This is a genomic window from Candidatus Contubernalis alkalaceticus (genome assembly GCF_022558445.1).
GTDB classification, from domain to species: domain Bacteria; phylum Bacillota; class Dethiobacteria; order SKNC01; family SKNC01; genus Contubernalis; species Contubernalis alkaliaceticus.
On record NZ_CP054699.1, the window covers coordinates 1,550,806 to 1,569,496 of the forward strand.

Annotated in this window: 19 protein-coding genes; 3 read left to right on the forward strand and 16 right to left on the reverse strand. The window is 36.9% G+C overall.

All coding sequences use genetic code 11. The features are described 5' to 3' along the window. Nucleotides 1–2 precede the first annotated feature (2 nt). On the reverse strand, nt 3–398 hold the full coding sequence (locus HUE98_RS07585) for a GntR family transcriptional regulator (protein ID WP_241423245.1): 396 nt from the start codon (nt 396–398) through the stop codon (nt 3–5). A gap of 225 nt (nt 399–623) precedes the next feature. Here HUE98_RS07585 and HUE98_RS07590 point away from each other — a divergent pair, with 225 nt between their 5' ends. Together HUE98_RS07590 and HUE98_RS07595 are read left to right on the forward strand one after the other, a co-directional pair. Continuing rightward, the gene (locus HUE98_RS07590; RefSeq protein WP_241423246.1) at nt 624–1,553 is read left to right on the forward strand and encodes an ABC transporter ATP-binding protein; all 930 of its coding nucleotides are present in this window, start codon (nt 624–626) and stop codon (nt 1,551–1,553) included. After that, nucleotides 1,546–2,841, forward strand: a complete 1,296-nt coding sequence (locus HUE98_RS07595) for an ABC transporter permease (RefSeq protein ID WP_241423247.1) — start codon at nt 1,546–1,548, stop codon at nt 2,839–2,841. Before HUE98_RS07590 ends, HUE98_RS07595 begins: the two co-directional genes overlap by 8 nt. 50 nt (nt 2,842–2,891) lie before the next feature. On the opposite strand, the gene HUE98_RS07600 is transcribed toward HUE98_RS07595, so the two are convergent. The 7 genes from HUE98_RS07600 to HUE98_RS07630 all read right to left on the reverse strand — a co-directional run bounded on the left by HUE98_RS07600 (nt 2,892) and on the right by HUE98_RS07630 (nt 8,857). Further along, entirely contained in the window at nt 2,892–3,107 is a 216-nt protein-coding gene (locus tag HUE98_RS07600) for a DUF3006 domain-containing protein (RefSeq protein ID WP_241423248.1), read from the reverse strand. 65 nt (nt 3,108–3,172) lie between these two features. Continuing rightward, entirely contained in the window at nt 3,173–4,174 is a 1,002-nt protein-coding gene (locus tag HUE98_RS07605; protein WP_241423249.1) for a ComEC/Rec2 family competence protein, read from the reverse strand. Between the two features lie 134 nt (nt 4,175–4,308). Next, complete coding sequence (locus HUE98_RS07610) at nt 4,309–5,472, reverse strand: HD domain-containing phosphohydrolase (protein ID WP_241423250.1); 1,164 nt, start codon at nt 5,470–5,472, stop codon at nt 4,309–4,311. A 1-nt stretch (nt 5,473) separates the two neighbouring features. Next, entirely contained in the window at nt 5,474–7,129 is a 1,656-nt protein-coding gene (locus HUE98_RS07615) for a PAS domain S-box protein (RefSeq protein WP_241423251.1), read from the reverse strand. A gap of 507 nt (nt 7,130–7,636) precedes the next feature. After that, the gene (locus tag HUE98_RS07620) at nt 7,637–8,008 is read right to left on the reverse strand and encodes a helix-turn-helix domain-containing protein (RefSeq protein WP_241423252.1); all 372 of its coding nucleotides are present in this window, start codon (nt 8,006–8,008) and stop codon (nt 7,637–7,639) included. A gap of 22 nt (nt 8,009–8,030) precedes the next feature. Further along, complete coding sequence (locus HUE98_RS07625; RefSeq protein ID WP_241423253.1) at nt 8,031–8,363, reverse strand: carboxymuconolactone decarboxylase family protein; 333 nt, start codon at nt 8,361–8,363, stop codon at nt 8,031–8,033. 77 nt (nt 8,364–8,440) lie between these two features. Beyond that, nucleotides 8,441–8,857 (reverse strand): MarR family winged helix-turn-helix transcriptional regulator, encoded by a 417-nt coding sequence (locus HUE98_RS07630; protein ID WP_241423254.1) that lies wholly within the window; start codon nt 8,855–8,857, stop codon nt 8,441–8,443. A gap of 895 nt (nt 8,858–9,752) precedes the next feature. Between HUE98_RS07630 and HUE98_RS07635 the strand changes: the two genes are divergently transcribed. Beyond that, nucleotides 9,753–10,715: a DMT family transporter gene (locus HUE98_RS07635; RefSeq protein WP_241423255.1), complete on the forward strand. Its 963-nt coding sequence runs from the start codon at nt 9,753–9,755 to the stop codon at nt 10,713–10,715. Nucleotides 10,716–10,736: 21 nt separating this feature from the next. On the opposite strand, the gene HUE98_RS07640 is transcribed toward HUE98_RS07635, so the two are convergent. The 8 genes from HUE98_RS07640 to HUE98_RS07670 form a co-directional block, all read right to left on the reverse strand. Further along, entirely contained in the window at nt 10,737–11,000 is a 264-nt protein-coding gene (locus HUE98_RS07640; protein ID WP_241423256.1) for a hypothetical protein, read from the reverse strand. A 628-nt stretch (nt 11,001–11,628) separates the two neighbouring features. Then, nucleotides 11,629–13,404, reverse strand: a complete 1,776-nt coding sequence (recQ, locus tag HUE98_RS07645) for a DNA helicase RecQ (protein WP_241423257.1) — start codon at nt 13,402–13,404, stop codon at nt 11,629–11,631. Between the two features lie 30 nt (nt 13,405–13,434). Continuing rightward, the gene (locus HUE98_RS17590; protein ID WP_277623730.1) at nt 13,435–13,632 is read right to left on the reverse strand and encodes an amidohydrolase family protein; all 198 of its coding nucleotides are present in this window, start codon (nt 13,630–13,632) and stop codon (nt 13,435–13,437) included. Further along, nucleotides 13,629–13,985: an amidohydrolase family protein gene (locus HUE98_RS17995; RefSeq protein ID WP_407080306.1), complete on the reverse strand. Its 357-nt coding sequence runs from the start codon at nt 13,983–13,985 to the stop codon at nt 13,629–13,631. The genes HUE98_RS17590 and HUE98_RS17995 overlap by 4 nt, the downstream gene beginning before the upstream one ends. Nucleotides 13,986–14,074: 89 nt before the next feature. After that, the gene (locus HUE98_RS07655) at nt 14,075–15,181 is read right to left on the reverse strand and encodes a GerAB/ArcD/ProY family transporter (protein ID WP_241423258.1); all 1,107 of its coding nucleotides are present in this window, start codon (nt 15,179–15,181) and stop codon (nt 14,075–14,077) included. 97 nt (nt 15,182–15,278) lie between these two features. Further along, entirely contained in the window at nt 15,279–15,518 is a 240-nt protein-coding gene (locus tag HUE98_RS07660; protein WP_241423259.1) for a hypothetical protein, read from the reverse strand. 1 nt (nt 15,519) lies between these two features. Then, a complete protein-coding gene (locus HUE98_RS07665; protein WP_241423260.1) occupies nt 15,520–16,722 on the reverse strand; it encodes a Ger(x)C family spore germination protein in 1,203 nt (400 codons plus the stop codon). Between the two features lie 10 nt (nt 16,723–16,732). Beyond that, nucleotides 16,733–18,298: a spore germination protein gene (locus HUE98_RS07670; protein WP_241423261.1), complete on the reverse strand. Its 1,566-nt coding sequence runs from the start codon at nt 18,296–18,298 to the stop codon at nt 16,733–16,735. Nucleotides 18,299–18,691 lie beyond the last annotated feature (393 nt).

The following is an 18,691-nucleotide window of genomic DNA, read 5'->3' on the forward strand; positions in this document are numbered from 1 at the left end:
TTCTATTCCCCCTTTCTATTTATCACTCCGTTTTCGTATTCCTCCAAAAAAAGAATCTTTAACCTTTCTTGACTTAATCCCAAATGAAAGGATTCTGTAAATAGCTGTCTGATAGAATTTTTCATTAAATCCTCTTTTTGGGACTCTTCCATGGAATATTTCCCTTTTGAAACAAAGGTGCCTACTCCATGAATAATGTTGATAATCCCTTCCCTCTCCAACTCCTGGTAGGCTTTACTCACCGTATTGGGGTTTATGGTGAGGTTTTCGGAGAGTTCCCTAACGGAAGGAAGTTGATCCCCTGGATTAAGCAGGCCACCAGCGGCAGAATGCTTAATCTGTTTAATGATTTGTTTATAAATTGGAATTCCGCTGCTGGGTAGGAGGTAAAAATGCATTATTATACTCTCCTCTCATGCTGTACTATAACTGTAATACAGTATGCAGTAATCTTACCATATGAATTGTTTTTTTTCAAGTAACTGTCTTAATATTAATTAATTAATTAATTAATATTAAATGAGCAGGAAATGGGATGTATGAATAAGAATGTAAAAATTATAAAGCAACTTATAAAAAATCCATTTATTTAATAATATTTTACATCTAAGGAGTTGAGGATATTGGGACAGCCAGTATTGTCTGTGCGAGGGTTACGAAAAAGTTTTGGTGACAAAGTAGTTGTTAAGGATGTGTCATTTGATGTATGCCCGGGGGAAATATTTGGAGTTCTAGGACCCAATGGGGCAGGTAAAACTACAGCTATCAGGATGATAATGGGAGTTATGATGCCAGATCAAGGGGAAGTTAATTTTCGTTTGAATGGAAAGACAGGTCTATTGGATAAAACAAAGCTGGGGTATCTGCCGGAGGAAAGGGGACTATATGATAACGTTAAAGTTATACAAACTCTCATTTATTTGGGGGAGCTCAAGGGTGTGTCCACAGCGGAGGCAAAAAAAAGAGCTCTAGAATGGCTTGAAGTTATGAACCTTGTTGAGTATGCAGAAAGCAAACTGGAAAAATTATCAAAGGGTATGCAGCAGAAAATACAGTTTATCGCTTCGGTTCTGCACCGCCCAGACCTGGTTTTATTGGATGAGCCTTTTTCTGGGCTGGATCCCATTAACCAAGATTTATTCAAAGAACTAATTAGAAAGCTTCAAGGGGAAGGGATTACAATCCTTCTTTCTGCTCACCAAATGAGTGTGGTAGAGGAGCTTTGCAACAGGATCTTTTTAATTGATAAAGGAGAAGAAATACTGTACGGAACAGTACAGGGAATTAAAGATGACTATCATCAATACTCTGTTAATTTGTCCTTTACCCAAGGAGAGGCGCTTCATCAATTTCTTACTTTGCTGCCAGAAGTTAAAAGCTTACACATCACGTCAGAAAAAGCGGATTTTCGAATTTCCAGCTCATTTGATTTAAATGATTTTATAAACCAATTGACTTCTTACTGCCATTTGGAGCGGGTTGTAATACAGAAACCTCCTCTACACGAAATATTTGTAAATACAGTCAGGGAGAGGGGGATGAAAAATGTTTAGCAAGAATGTAAAGACTGTGGTTAAGTGGGAAATTAATAATACGATAAAGAGTGCCGGATTTATCATCTTTACTCTATTAATTCCCATTGTCATGCTGATTGGCGGAGCTTTACCTGGGTTGATTGGGGATGGAATTATGGGAGAAGAAAAAACAGTTGCTGTGCTGGATGAAACTCAGGATTGTTTTTTTGGCACCAGGCTGTCTCAGATGGAAAGTGATAATCTTAGTTTTGAGCTTTTCTCTGCTTCCCGGGAGGAGCTCCGGCAGAAAGTGGCTTCAGGTGATTATGACGGCGGACTGGTTTTTAATCAGGAAGAATTAGCCCAGGGTGTTATTCCTTTTTATCTTGAGGATACAAGTTATAATAATCCCGCATATTTTAGAGTTGATTCTTTTTTACAACCACTGATATTTGAAGAAAAAATGAATCAAATAGGCCTTTCTCAAGAGGATAAAGAAATATTAGCTTCACCGTTACACCTTCAAGTTCTGCCACCTGTTCAGGAATCGTCTATGAATGGTGGTGCCGGGGAAGATGGATTGTCTGAAGAGGAGAGAATGCAGGAAGGTGAATTTCATTTTGAAGTTGGAGCAGAAGAAATACTGCCTTTAGTTTTTGGGGTGCTTCTTTTTATTTCTGTTTTAGTTTTAGGGCAAATTCTAATGTATGGCGTTATCAAGGAAAAAAAGAATAGAATTGTGGAGATACTTCTTTCTTCTCTTTCCGCTGTGGAACTTTTATGGGGAAAGCTTATTAGTTTTGGTATTCTCAGCATGATACAAATATTGATTTGGGTAATCACTGGACTTTTTGTTGTAACATACCTTGTAGAAATACCATTTTCTTTGCAGGTCAGTGCCGGAACGATGGTTCCTTTGCTCCTATATTTTGTCCTGGGATATTTCCTTCTTTCTTCACTTTTTGCTGTTCTGGGATCTATCATGAAAGACGCTGAAAGCGGCAGCCAAGTCCAGGGAATGATCGTGCTTATTCCTATGCTTCCCATGTTTATAGCTACACCTATAATGATGTTTCCAGATGCCACCTGGGTAAAAGTATTAAGTTTTATTCCCATATTCACGCCGGGTATGATGCTTTTAAGAATTGGTATAGCTGATATTCCTCTGTGGGAAACTGTAGGGACTTTGCTGGTCTTGGCTGTTTCCTTAGTAGTTTTTATTAAAATCTCAGCTAAAATATTTGAAGGCAGCATCCTTCAGTATGACAGGGCTTCCACAATAAAGGATATGATGAACACCCTGACGAAAAAATCCCCAGCAAAATAAATAGAACAGGGGGACAGGTTCCCTGTCTCCCTGCTTTCTTTTTTCTCTTGTCAATTGTTTTTATTTTTAAGTTTTTCAATCAAATCAGAAATCTTTTTTTCTTGTTTTTTTGTTTCTTCAGCATCCAACTCAAAAGTAATTTTCAGCCAACTGCCCTCTGGGGCGTTTTTGGGTAAAAAGTCTAAAGGAATATTAATTTTAATCTCTTCATCTCCCATTAAAACCACAGCATAATTACTTTCTATTCTATCAATGACAGCTTTCATTTTGTTTGTTCTTGCCTCCCAATAATTATAAGTAGTGTTTATTTTATTTAGTCCAGCTTATGTGGCTAATTTTCTGAGGGTTCATCCGGTTCCGGCTCCGGCTCAGATTCTTGTCCTTTAGTATATTGGTAAGGTTGTTTTACGTTAATGTCATAGGTTTGACCATCGGTGGTTATTACAATGGTACCGTGAACACTAGTCATGTATATGTCTATATGGGCATCATTTAATTTGGATAGGGTTTCATGGTGTGGAAATCCATATTCATTGTTTTCTCCCACCATGATGATGGCAGCGTCTGCATCTAAAGCGCTTAAAAATGAATCAGTTGTGCTTGTGCTGCTTCCATGGTGACCTACTTTCAAAAATGTGCTTTTTAGATTATATCCTCTTTTGAGAATTGCTTTTTCACTGGCTTCTTCCGCATCTCCTGTGAACATAAAACTAATTTTCCCAAAGGTGAGTTTTACTACAATTGAGGAATCATTTAAATTAGAACCGGAGGCTTGAGAGGGGTGCAGTATTTGCATTGATACGCCGCTTCCCAGGTGTCTGGCCAAGCCTGCGCGGCCTTCGGTATATTTTATTTCTTTTTTATCTATCACTTCTAAGTAGTCTTCAAATGTTTTTGTGGTGTGGACAGCGCCGGAATCTATTACTTCTGTTACGGGCATGCTTTCTAAAATATTTATCAGACCACCGATATGGTCTGAATGAGGATGGGTGCCTATAACTAAATGAAGCTCATCTATTCCTTGTTCTTCAAGGTAATTTAATACTGTGTTTCCCCGTTCTCCACCGTCAATTAAAATATTGTGAGAAGGTGATTTAATAAATATGGCATCTCCTTGGCCTACATCAATAAAGTGGACTTGAAGCTGCCCTTGATATTCTGGATCTGCAGGTTCCTGTATTGTTTCTGGGTCAGAATCTACAGGGGAATCCAATACATCCATTACTATTTCTTCCAGAGAATTAATAATTTTATCGGTTGTTATGTTTCCGCACCCTGATAGTAACAATAGAATTAATAAAAAAGATAGTATAAAAATATGTGTTTTTTTCATATTCTATATTCCCCTCCTACAATTATAAAAATTTCCCACATTATTAAATAAGGCCGCCACCGTTAAGCGTTAGCGTAGGTGGAGACTCTACTTCGCCTGATTCCCCGATTTTAAAGCTTGCTGAAATTAGTTCACTAAGTAATCTTAGTGTCCGAATCCTTAAGCTCTAATATTTTTATTGGTTCGATAATTTTATTATACCGGGCAAAGTTTAATAAACGAAATTTTAAAACATTAGTAATCTCAGCACCTTTTGTGATAAGCACAGTCCCTGAAACATCTCTAATATCGTCAGCCAATATTTTCCCCGGCAAAATATCCGTTAGACTTATTGATCTTACAATAAATCCTTTATCAATACTCATTAATTCTGCATCAAGAGCAGCTAACACATTAGGGTCATACCCTCCTGAATATTTATACATTTTATCAATAATATTTTTATCATTGTATCCTAAGTTTTTCAGTGTATCAAATTCAATAACAACCTTAAGAATCCTTGAGGTCAGTGGAATAGCATTACCTTTTAAATCATCATTGGGTGTACCTTTCCCATTATACTGCTTAAATTGATAACCAATAGCTTCGGCAATACCTTCTAATCGGGGTATGTTTGATAATAGTTTTTCTCCTATGGATGGGTGTTCAAAAAACATTTTGCTTTCATCTTTTGTTAGTGTTTCTCCTTTTAATTTTTTTTCAATAATTGAAACCGGTAATGTTATACAGCCAATTTGCGACAACATTGCTGCAAGTTCAACTTCAAAGGGTCTTTCCATAGTAAGCCTTTCAGCTATATTTTTGGCAAGTTTACTTATGCGGGAAGCCTGTCCAAAAGCAAAAGGACTTACTATAGAAAGAATGTCAATGAGTACTTTTACGCTGCCCTTGAGGGTTTTTTCTATTAGTTCCCGTTCTCCCGTAATAAGTCGGTACTGTCCTACTCCTGCCGTTACAGCATTTATAAACACTTCAGAGGGACAAGGTTTGGTAAGAAAACGAAATATATTGCCTCTATTCACTGCATCAATAGCAGCATTCATATCGGCATATCCGGTAAGAATTATACGAACAGTATCAGGTGATAATTCTCTGGCAGTGGAAAGAAACTGAATTCCGTCCATTTCCGGCATGCGATAGTCGGATATGATAACTGAAAATGGCCCCTGCTCTTTTAAAGCAGATATTCCATCTGCCCCGCTTTGAGCTGTTATTATTTTAAATCTCCTATGAAATTGTCTTTTGTAAGCATCCAATACGTTTTGATCATCATCCACAAACAGTATTTTTTCTTTCATATCAGATTTCTCCCGTATTTCTATTGTCTATTGGCAGGCGGATGGTAAAGGTGGTTCCCTTTCCTACTTTTTTTGAATTTACTTCAATACTGCCATTGTGTTTGTTGGAAATAATGTCATAAGCAATAAGAAGTCCTTGTCCAGTACCTTTACCTATATCTTTGGTAGTAAAGAAGGGATCAAATATTTTATCGATAATATCACCAGGTATACCTATCCCATTATCTTTAATGGAAATAAATACAAAAGCTCCGTCACTTTTAGTTTTTACAGTTATTACACCTTTATTTAAATATTTTTTTTCGATAGCTTCTTCTATGGCCTGGGCTGCATTAACAATAATATTTAAAAACACCTGGTTGATTTCATCAATAACACACCATACCATAGGTAAGTTTTGTTCCAATTCTGTTTCGATGTCGGCTATGTACTTCCATTCACTTCGGGATATAGTTAAGGTATTTTCAATGGCTCTGTTCAAATCTGAAGGGATTTTTTCTTTCGTCCCGGGGTGTGCAAATTCTTTCATTGCTAAAACTAACTTACTTACCCGGTCGATACCTTCTAAGGACTGATTAACCGCCTTGGGGATCTCTTTTATTAAATATTCTATATCTAATTCTATTTCTTTATCGTCTATGTCAGAGATTAATTTTGACATATTAATTTCTGTAATGAGTTTTTTTGTCTGTTTGTAGTAATTTCTAAAGGCGTAAATATTGTTAAATGCGTGTTGTATAAACCTGGTGTTGTCACCGATATACTGCATAGGTGTGTTTATTTCATGGGCTATACCGGCAGCTAATTGACCGATAGAATTGAGTTTTTGCAACAATGCAAACTGTGCTTCGGTCTTTTTTTGTTCAGTTATGTCTCTGAAAACGATAACATAGCCAATTATACTATTTTTATTGTCTTTTATAGGGGTAGCATTGGCGGAAATTATTTTTCTGGCGTTGTTCCGGGCTACAAATGTAATATAGTCAGCAGCAGTTTTTTTGTTATTATTATCAATTAATTTACCCAGTGGATCTTGACAAACTTGTTTATTATTCTCATTTATAATGCAAAATATCTCGGCGAAATGTTTACCTTGTACCTCTTTCTGATTCCATCCGGTAATACCTTCGGCAGCCTGATTAATTAAAGAAATCTTTCCTTTTGTGTCTGTTGTAATTACACCATCACCAATACTGCGGAGAGTAACAGCAAGCTGTTCCTTTTCAGCCGCAAATTTATTTTGGGTTAATTTAAGTTGGGTAATATCTCTTCCAACTCCTACTATCCCGGTGGTATTACCTTGTGAATCTAAAATCGGTGTTAACACATTGTGAAAAAAATGAATTTTTTTTGGACCTTTCAATTTCCATTCATATACTACTTTTTCACCCTTTAACGCAAGTTGGTTAGCTGTATCATGGATTGAAGTATTATGATATTTAAAAATATCTTTGTTGGTTTTTCCTAAACAGTTCTCAGGTGTTAAACCCATATGGTTAGTCCATGAGCCAAAAATCCCAACATAGCGCTGCTCACAATCCAAAGTGTATAACACGTCGCCCATTGAGTTAACGAGGGTTCTTAAAAGTTCTAAATTTTCGTCATACAAAAGATTTTGTTCTGCAAAATTAGATTTGTGTTTGTTAGTAATATCCAAAAGAGTATCCTCCAGCGGATAAATATAAAATCTCTAAACATTTCTTCAAATGAAGGTTAATTTCCTTTCTTTTAAACAGCGTAATATTATTTTTGACAAGTTAGATTACGCCGTCCATGAAAAATGTAACTGTTTTTCTTTAATAAAGTATCTAAGTTTTTTAATCGAGGTCTTTTTTCGGCATAGAGGGGTATCTGTCTCCTGGTAATATGAAAAAATGTTGTCAAATATAACAGAACTATGGTAGTCTAACGAGGTTTTTGACTGATTTCATGGGATTGTTTTATTTTACAACAAAATGCTATTATCTTTGTATATTACTTTCCACACATTTTTCTGAAATTTTCTGCAGGGTTGATTCAAATATTTAAATGCTGATCTTTTAAAATCGTCTCCGCCTGATTCCTCGATGTTTCAGCTTGCTGAAACGAGTTCACTGATGTAAAAAAAAATGCTAAGAGCCGCATAACGGCTCTTAGCAATAGATAAGATGAATAAATTAAGATTCTAATTCATCAATAACATGTAAATAGTATTTCCTTCTTTTGTGCCCTTAACCAGTTCGCAGTGCCTGAGGATGGCAAGGTCTTTTTGAAGATCCTTTGGTGAGAGATTGAATTCTTCCATGATTTCTTGGTGAGTTGCTTTTCCCTTATCTTTTATGAACTCATAAATATTTTTTTGAAGTGGCAGCAATCCGTCTGTACCGGTTTGACCCAGCATCTCCCGGGTTTTTACAGCAGAACGGACAGCTCCCGGGTCACAGGGCTGGGGCCTTTTCATGTTTTCTTCAATGTAGCAATCTTCGCAAAAAGTTTTTTTACCCTGCGTATATGCTTCTGCTTCGGTTATTTGTATATCGCATTTTTCACATTTCATTAAAAATCACCTCAACTGTTAATTATTTTTTCAGCTTTTCATAAGTTTCTACTATTTTACATGAATAGGCCACTCCGGGCCCTCCACCCATCAAAATACTAACTCCACAGACTTCCATGATTTCCTCAAAGGTAATTCCCATTTCGATGGCCTTATTAAGGTTGCTGACAATGCAGTCTGGACATTGTTTAGCAATAACAATTCCCAAGGCAACCAGCTGTTTTTCCCTGGCTGTTAGTTTCCCTTCCTGAAATACTGATTCATACATTTTACCGAAGCTCTCCATAACATCAGGGATAGCATCACCTATTTTTTCTTTACACTCATTTAACTTAATAATTCTCTCCTTAGACAACTTGCTCCCTCCTTAAAGAATAATTTATTTAAAAAAAAATTTCAAACCAAAAATACAGCTTCCTTTTTTAAAAATGATTAACCTGATTTTAATTTTTTTAACAGTTGAATTAATGTCATTAATTCGTCTTCTTCCAATGGCTTTGTAAGTATTTTATAATGTTCCATTACTATTGACTCAAGTTCCTTCTGTATTTTTACTCCGTCTTCAGTTACAACTAGACTGAAGGAACGACGATCCTGGAGATTTTTTTCTCTTTTTATGTATCCTACTTTCTCCAATCGATCAATAATCCCACTTAAGGTAGCATTATCCGTGTTCATGAGTTCCCCCAGCTGATTTTGATTGATTCCTTCTCTCTGCCACAAAAAGGACATTACTGCAAACTGAGGTGGTGTAATTCCATAGGGTTCCAGTCTCTGTTTAAGCATTTGAAAAGCTTTTCGATGGCACTTGGAAAGTAAAAATCCCAGACTATTTTCTATACTGTTCATTTTGTCTGCTCCCCCTTTTACCTAAGTAGAGTATTTCAGATAATAGTTAGCATACTAATAATTAGGGCACTAAGTATTATAGTATTATTTATTCTCTCTGTCAAGGATTATTTTGAATCATGAAAATTACCATAAAAGGGTTTTTATTGAGGCGTTTCTTTTAGTATGTTAAAATAATAATGATTAATAATTTTTTTTTGAGGATGATTATCATGCTCATTTAAAGCATTGGTATCACAAGAAGGATGTATTATATTTATCAATTAAGTGAGAGGGTTGGTCTTGTTATGGATATTAAAATTAAATGGTCATCAGTTTTATCTTTTTTTTCAATTATATTTATTCTTTTAGGGGCGGGATTGTTTATTTATGTTATTTTTAATTCACAGACAGATAATTATTTATTGATGTCAATTACATTTATTTTCGTTGGATTCAGTTATCTGTTTAATTCCATTATCCGGTTGAAAGAACCGGCTTACCAAAAGAGTAGGTTTAAACCTTCATGGTATTATTTTAATATTGCGCTTTCTGTTTTTTTAATTTTGGGTAGCGTTATAAGAATATTATTAATTGTCTTTTAAGGTATTATCTCTTACGAGGGTCAGAGGGACAGGGATGAACAGGGGAGAATGATTAGTGTCTGTCCTTGAAATAAATCTATCAGAAGTAGTGCTGTCAGTAAAGATACCACCAGGCCGCCAATAAAGCCGATGGCGGTTTTTTGAATGATGTATTGCTTCCTCTGTTAAAGTTTTGCTTTTCCCCCTGTCCTCTCTCCCTTATGTCCCTATGTTCCCCTAACATAAAATTTAACTCAACAAATTAATTTAATATTTAAAAATGGAGTATACCCTTTTTATATGATAACATATTTTAGAGGGGGCAGAATAAAATGGTGCCTGCGATAACCGCTACAATCAAAAGACTTCAATCTTTATTTCTTAGTTCATTTATCTATATTTTAATCATTCTCCCTGTCTTGTTATGGGGGAGTTCATTTGTAGCTACTAAAATTGTGCTCAGGAGCTTTACCCCCATGAGCTATATGTTCATTCGGTTTGCAGGGGCTTCCATTTTATTTGGTCTGCTGCTGCTTATTCAGCGATCAAAAGCGTTGGATGTTAAAACCCATGGTAAGCTTGCTTTGCTGGCGCTGTTTCAGCCAGGGCTTTACTTCGCTTTTGAAACATTAGGGTTACAACTAACTTCTGCCTCCAGTGCTTCAATGATTATTGCAGGTGTACCTGCGGCTGTTTCCTTAATGGCCAGTCTCTTCCTTCAGGAACGTTTAAATAAAAGGGAATGGATAGGTATAATATTATCTGTGGCGGGAGTACTGTTAATAGCGTTATTTGATGACAATCCTCAATATGCAGTTAGTTCTGTTAGGGGAAATTTCCTGGTATTTCTAGCGGTTATTTCTGCTGCAGTTTACATGGTTCTTGTCCGCAGCCTAACCACAAAGATTTCAGTGATTAACATTACAGCATATCAGTTTTTTTATGGGGGGTTATTCTTTCTACCGCTGTTTTTAATACAATATGATACTATGGACTGGCTGCTCATAGAGCCAAATGCCATAGCAGCATTAGGATTTTTGATCATATTATCTACGGTTGTCGCATTTCTAGCTTATAATTATGCATTATCCAAAATAAAAACCTCCCACGTCGCTGTGTTTATTAATGGAATACCATTGGTAACCATTCTGACTGCAGGATTTGTTTTGGGTGAGAAGCTTGGATATCTTCAGCTTATGGGAGGGCTGATTATTATTGCTGGAGTGACCCTTACAAACCTGAGACCAAAAAAAATTAATAAGAAGCTTGGAAAAAAAGTACAATTAAAGGAATAAGTAAAAGATTTTTTTTTCCCTTTAGTAATGTGCCAGACGGCCATCTTTCATTGCTTTTTGCTCACATTGTTTAAAAACAAACCAGCCACCGAAAAGATATATAAGTCCTACAATAGCAGTTGTTAGTAATATGACTGGAGGGAAATGTAGAATCCTTATTTCGGTAACCATAACCTCTCTTACTAGATGGGACGCCAGAGTACCTGGAAGAAAACGTGCCCAGAAGAAAGGCCCATCCACCGGAAGCGCTACAAATGCAATCAAAGCAAATTGTACCAGCTGCATAAAGGCATCAATTTTTTTAAAAAGAAGCTGAATCCCTCCCAGAATAAAGCTAAGTCCAATAATTGGAAGTAGGAAGCCCAAGATTAAGATTATAGAAGAAAACAATCTTATTAATGCTTATGAAACCGGAATAATATGTGCAACTGAACAAAATAGACAATTTTATCCAGCTCAAATCTATAATACAGTTATTGGAGATGAAAACTCCAATAACTCAGTATTATCTACAATTGAAGGCGGGAATTATGTTTGTGTTTGCTATAATAAAGATAATGCTCTAACGCAGCAACAAAAAATCAATGACTATTTTGAAACAAATCAATTGACCCCTCTGCGAGTACTTCAGGTTGACCTGCCCAATGATGTTTTTGGTATGGATTCGGATCACTTTGAATTACAGATATTAGTGTGAAGATGCTCAATGTGACAAGGGTGACAGGTTCCTTGTCACCCGGCTAACGGCGGCCACTCCGATTGCTATTTTTAAAAGAGGTTTCAGCAAATATTAACAGTTTCTGCTATGCAAATATTACTATTTAAAGAACGTTTTACGGCGTATGTCTTATAGGGACGATAGCCAGTTCCATCCCAACTTCAAAGTTGTTATTTAAAAGCCACTTCTGTTAAATTACTCTTCCTCAGTATTATGCTGTCTAATTACCCATAAAAACTCTTCACCAAAACGGGCCAGTTTATTCTCTCCGACACCCTTAACCTTGAGCATAGACTCTCCATCTAGAGGACGAAGAGCACTTAACTCCCGCAGGGTGCTGTCTGCAAATACTATATAGGGTGGTATATTTTCTCTGTCAGCAATTTCTTTCCTCAAAATCCGTAGTTTCTCAAACAAGGTATCATCCCTAACCATCTCTTTTCTTTTACGTTTTTTCTGCCAGACCTTTTCTTTCTGTTTCAGAACTGCAGCGGCACCAGTCCCTAGTTTCAGTACCGGGAAACCTCCCTCAGTTAAGTGCAGGTAACCTTCCGCTGTAAGCAGGTTTATCATATCTTTAATTTCCTGAAGGGTATAATCTTTCATCAAACCATAGGTGGAAAGGCTGTTAAATCCTAATTGCCTTACCTTTTTGTTCTGAGAACCTTTTAAAACTTCGGCCACCACCGTAGCGCCAAAACGCTCCTTTATGCGAAATACGCAGGATAATATTTTTTGCGCCTCTACTGTGATGTCTGCGGAGTCGTAATCTTCACTGCAGTTGCTGCAATTACCGCAATTATCTTTAATTTCTTCTTCTCCAAAATATTCCAGAATATATTTACGCAAACACCTTGAGGTATGGCAGTAATCTACCATCTGCTGAAGCTTTTTATATTCATTTGTACGGCGCTGGGGCGAAAAAACGGTTTGCTCAATTAAATATTTTTGCAGCATAATATCATGAGCAGAAAAAAGCAAAATGCACTCAGCATACTCACCGTCCCTGCCGGCTCGTCCTGCTTCTTGGTAATAAGCTTCCATGTTCTTGGGCATGTTATTGTGAATTACAAAACGTACGTTGGATTTGTCAATTCCCATGCCGAAGGCATTGGTAGCAACAATGATCGCTATGTCATCCTTTAGAAAAGCTTCTTGTGCCGAGGTCCGCTCTTTTTCTGTCATGCCTGCGTGGTATCTGCCGCATTTGATACCTTTCCTAACCAATGTTTCAAACAAATTGTCCACTTCTTTTCGAGTAGCGGTGTAAATGATTCCTGACTTGTTCCTATCCTCTCCAAGAAAATCCTGCACAAATCTACTTTTATTCTCACCCCGAAGAACAGCAAAAGACAGGTTAGCCCGGTCAAAACCGGTGACATAGACATTGGGCCTTTTAAGGTTTAGGAACTTGCCTATATCCTTTGTTATTCCTTCCGTAGCTGTGGCGGTAAATGCTCCGATTAAAATATTTTTCGAAAGCTTTTCCGCAAAGGGACCTATTTTTCTATAGCTGGGTCTGAAATCATGGCCCCATTGCGAAACACAATGAGCTTCATCCACTGCCAAAAAAGAAACATTTATACCTTTCAGCAGTTCAACAAAATCTTCGGTTTCCAGCCGCTCTGGGGCTACATAAATAAGCTTGTAATTACCTTGAGCCGCCTGGGCCAATCTATTTTTCACTTCAGAGCCTTTTAAAGAACTGTTAATAAATGTGGCCGGCAGTCCCAGGTTGTCCAAAACATCTACCTGGTCTTTCATCAAAGAAATCAGCGGAGAAATTACAATGGTTACCCCGTCAAAAACCGCAGCCGGTATCTGGTAGCAAACAGACTTCCCGGCTCCAGTCGGCATAACTGCTAAAGTATCTCTGCCCTCCAGCAGCGATCCAATCACTTTTTCCTGCCCTGGCTTAAAGGAGTCATAACCATAATATTTCTTTAGTATTTTTTTTGCTTGTTCCAGCATGGTAATTCCGCCTTATAATTATATTTTAAGCTATTCATCAAGATTATTTTTGCTGGCCGCTCCATCGGGACCTAAACCAACCTTAATTCCCGCTTCCAACAGCTGCGGAACAGGTGCAACTCCACTGGAAAGTTTCATATTGCTTACGGGATTATGTGCCACCGAAACATCATGTAGAGCAAGAATATTAATATCCTTCTTCGTTAAGTGCACTCCGTGGGCCGCTATAACATTACTACTCTACTCAAAACTCCAAGGTTTTCCAGGTGACCAACTGGGGTAAATCCGTACTGTTCTATAATCTGCTCTACTTCTGCTTCGGTTTCAGCCAGGTGAATGTTAAAAGGTACTTGATATTGATCGGCAAGAGCTTTGACTTTTTGAATCAGTTCCGGGGCGCAGGTGTAAGGTGCATGAGCAGAAAAAGAAATAGTAATTCGAGGATGAGAGTTCCAGTTCTTAAACGACTCTTCTGAAATACGCAGGGCTTCCTCAGGCGTGGCACTGTTTGGAACAGGAAAGTCAATAATACCTTTTGCCAGAACTGCGCGAGTACCTGTTTCATCTACTATGTGGGCAATATCACTTTAAGTCACATCTTTTCTACACTATTGATTGGAAAATATATACTCTTTTTTTCTACATCATACTTGCTAATCCCTTTAACTTTTTATAGTATCTCAACTTTTAATACCAATTTTTTAATCAAAAAAACCAGCAGCAGCAAAACAGGTAGAATTAACCCGTAGGTAATAATGTATGGTACCCACACAGTATTTACCCAGTTAACTTGATATACAGTATCTGGAAATACTACCTCTGTCATGACTAAAATAATAAGGCTGAGGGGTATTACAATCTTTTTATAGTCCTTCAACCCCAGCAGCTGTGAAAGTCCTATCACCCCTGCATAAAAAAACAAAAGACCGATTATAAATTGCGTAAAAAGCCATAAAGCTGTAATAATAAACTCAAGCCTTGAAAATACAATTCCCACATTTATTTCTTTCGCAAGCATATATGTCGGAAACTGAGACTTGGCAGTCATTACTGCCCCCAGTATCAGAATAGACATAAGAATTGTAATAAAAATGATTAAGCCCGCAAAAAGATAGCCTTTGAATAGTGCTTTTTTAGCCTGTTGCATATCATTAATATTCACTGGAAATATCATCATTAGAGTAATTAAAGGAAACGTTATAAAAGATGATAAAAATACAGAACCCTTTAATATTGGAATCACGCCGTTTTCCAACACAGGCTGCAGATTCTCTATATTTGCATTGGGTAAAACAAGAATCATTGCCAAAAAAAATAAGAATGATACAAAATATATAAACATCTCAGAAGCCCGGGCAATTGTTTCTATTCCATACAACAGCGCTATCATAAATGCTGCCACAAATAAAAAGTTAATGGCGTATGCCGGTGTTTCGGGCATTACTTGAATAGTTATAAAATTGCCAATATACCAGGGCAGATGAGCAGCTATCTGCAGGCATAAAAATACAAAACAAGCTGCAGCAATAAACCCAATCCATTTTCCCAGTATCCTTTTTATTATTTCAACAAAGGTCATGTTTGGATGTTGACTGCCCAAATACCAGTATACCCATATAACCGGAATTCCAAATAGTGGAGTGATTAAAGCTGTTATCCATGCATCCTGTTTTGCAATCCCCGCTAATGTGGCGCCGATAACTATAACAGCACCTCCAATAGCACCATTGGCGGTTAATGAAAACAGTTGATGATCCGTTATTTTAATATTGTTCAAATATGCACACCACCCAAATCCATAGCTAATGCTTATTTTTCATTCTGAACACAGCCATTTGCAGCAGTTATATTTCAGTTTTCAATTTAATAACTTCTCATTCCAACAGGCTTTTCATAATATCGGCAGCCGGAGAATACAACCAGGCGATAAAATCTGAGGGATTTGGCACCTCTACATCAAGGCTTTTCATTGCCACAAGTGCTATCCCCACTCCAAGGAGAATCGAAAATGCCCACAATTCTCTGTGAAGTTTTTCTTTTTTCATTCTGGGCACTTCCACCCTAAATAATACTGCTCCCAAAACTAATACCGCTAATATCATAATTATAGCCATTTTAGTCCTGCCCTTTTACAAATAACGATTCTGTTATCTGCCCTAACTGCTTAATTTTTGTTTCCACGGCAATACTAACAGGAAGCTCTACAAATTCGCTGTTCCAATCATCTTTTATTTCTCTCCAAAATTTAGGATATTCTCTCCGTATAACCTCCCCAAAACCAAAAATATCGGTTTTAAATTCTTTTTGTGCTTTTTTCACAATATTTTCACACATTAATTTAATTTTTTCAGCAATTAATTCTTCTATTATTTTTTTATTTTCTTCCTTTAAAATATCAAAATCGCCTTCTATCGCTTCAATATCTGCTTCCAGGCTTATTGCCACTTCCACAGCAGGTCCCCCATCAATGAAAAAAGCTTTCTTAACCGATTTAGCCTTCATCACTTGAGATGTAACTTTTACTTTTTCCCCGTAGTTTACGTATCCTACAGTTCTTTTTACATTTCCAATTATATAATTGTATCCTTTGCTCTCATCCTCATTAAGCCAACCTACCAGCTTATCTTCCTTAAAGGCCCCCAACCCAACATACTGTGCTCTGTTGGCTAATTCACTTGCTCCCAAGGACTCTAGTGTTTTTGTAGGCATCATATTAGTTGAAATTTCTTCATCACTGATTTCAACTCCGGTTAGTACCGGATTTATCCCATCTGCAATAATATCGTTAACCAGTTCAATTATTCTAACTGATTTTGTTGGGGCCCATTCCTTCTCAGAAATATCCAGCGAATCATGCAATTTTATACCAGATACCAGTTCCAGGGGAGGTAATATGCATAGCACTTCCCTTGCAGTTGTTCCCCTGGCTACAACAAAATAAAAGTCAGTGCGGAATTCGTGATGACGGGCAAAAAAATCAAGCAAATCTTTTATCCCTTCTTTAGCAATGTCTTCGTTAATTACAACAATTCTTAAATGTGAGTTATATATCTTTCTACCTGTTTTTGTAGATAATCTCCTCATTATCTCATTTAAGTCTTTTCCTTCTTCCGAATAATTTGTAAAAGGAGATATATTGGGATTATCTGAAGCTATGGCTCTGGGATTTAAAAACTGCATTGTCAGTAAATAACCATCTTTGGATTTATCAATACCTACAGCTACCGTAATAGCAAGAGTATCTATTTCTTTACTGCTCCAGCATCCAGAAGAGAATATGGCTGAAATCATTAACAGGATAATTAATATTTTTTTCACTTTGTTCCAATCACCTGATTTCCTGTTTTCCTCTTTGTTTTTTGCTTACTGCGCTGCCCTCATCAATCCTTGCCGCATCCGTCCCGCTGATCCCTGCAGGCCTGTATTTCATTTTCCACAGTGGAAACCTGAAAAAAGTATCTTTGTTTTCACCTGCTATTTTGGGGGCAATGGGCATTAAATACGGGCAGGTTATAGATTTTATACTGCACAAATGAAGTACCAGCACTATCAATCCCATTATTACGCCGTACAATCCAAATGCTCCTGCTAAAAGCATTAAAGCAAACCTTATGGATCTTATGGCGTTGGACAATTCATAATTAGGTATGGCAAAACTGGATATGGCAGTAATTGAAACCACAATAACCATAGCCGCCGATACAATCCCGGCTTCTACCGCTGCCTGCCCAAGCACCAACGCCCCAACGATAGAAATCGCAGGCCCTATGGCCCTGGGCATCCTTACGCCGGTTTCTCTTAATATCTCAAAAGTAAATTCCATAAGAAGGGCTTCAGCCAAGGCAGGAAAAGGAACTCCCTCCCGCTGTGCAACGATACTGATCAGTAACGGAGTTGGAATTATTTCCTGGTGAAATGTTGTCACCGATATATATATTGCCGGCACCAAAAGAGTGATAAAAAAAACTATAAACCTTAAGATCCTCATCATTGAAGATATAATAAAATGATGGTAATAGTCTTCCCTCGCCTGCAGGAACTCAACCATCAGTGCAGGTGCTGTCAATACATAAGGGGTCCCCTCAACTAAAATTGCCACCTTACCTTCCAGTAAAGCAGCAGCAACGGAATCAGGATTTTCGGAACTCAAGAAAGTAGGAAATATGGAGTACCTGTTATCTTTAATTAATTCTTCAATGTAAGATCCTTCCAGTATTCCGTCAATTTCTATCCTGCCAAGCCTGTTTCTTATTTCCTGTACTATTTCTTCTTGGGCTACTTTGTCTATGTACATCAAATTCACAGTTGTATTGGTGATGCTCCCCAAAGAATAATTTTCTACTCTTAATGCCCTGTTTTTAATACGTTTTCTAATAAGCATGGTATTTTTTTCTATTCTTTCTGTAAATGCATCTTTAGGGCCTCTTATTACGGTTTGTGAAGTAGGTTCATCAATAGACCTGCCTTCATCGGTATCGGTGTCTATTGAAAAATATTTATTGCAGCCGTCAATCAAAAAAATCGTATTTCCCGATAACAACTCAGCACACAGAGCTTCATAATCAGAACCTTCTTTGGTATCCCTTAACCCTGAAAAATAACCCATTAACTCATTAAAATTAGGGCCAGGTGCTGTATTTACATATTCCCATTTTAATTTAGCCTGTTCTAAAGATAAACTGTTGATCGTGCTGTCATCTACTAAACTTTTTATATATACAATTAAGCATATTAAATTTTTATGGTTTATCAGATAATTTACAACCAAATCTGTGCAGTGCCCAAAATCGTTTTTCAGTTTGTTTATATTTTTGTTTATGTCTTTACTAATATTTATGGAATAATTGTCTTTATTTTTTTGACTTTTTTTAAAAAAAATATTAAAAAATTTCATCTCATCTCCTGTTACTGCTGTGTCTAATATATTTTTACTAATTTAACTATTTATCTGTATTCTTCCAAAAATAACATAAAAAATACGGGTGATAGTATTTTTTCACTTTACAGCAGGACAGGTTCTTTCTATTAAATTGCTGCTTCAGCCGTGCTCTTAAATATATTTTTACCTTTTATCATGCAAGTCACCTCAGAAAAGTCCCTAAGAAAAGTCCCATAGTTTGATTTCCTTACCGGGGGGAACTACCTGAAATTTTTCATCCCACTGCCCCATGACTAGCTTTCTTAAAACATCAAGGGTTCCTTGAATACGGTGCGTTTTTAACCCAAAGAATTTGGATTGCTCAATTGAGATATTTTTTTGATTTTTTCTTGACATTTAAATTAGAAT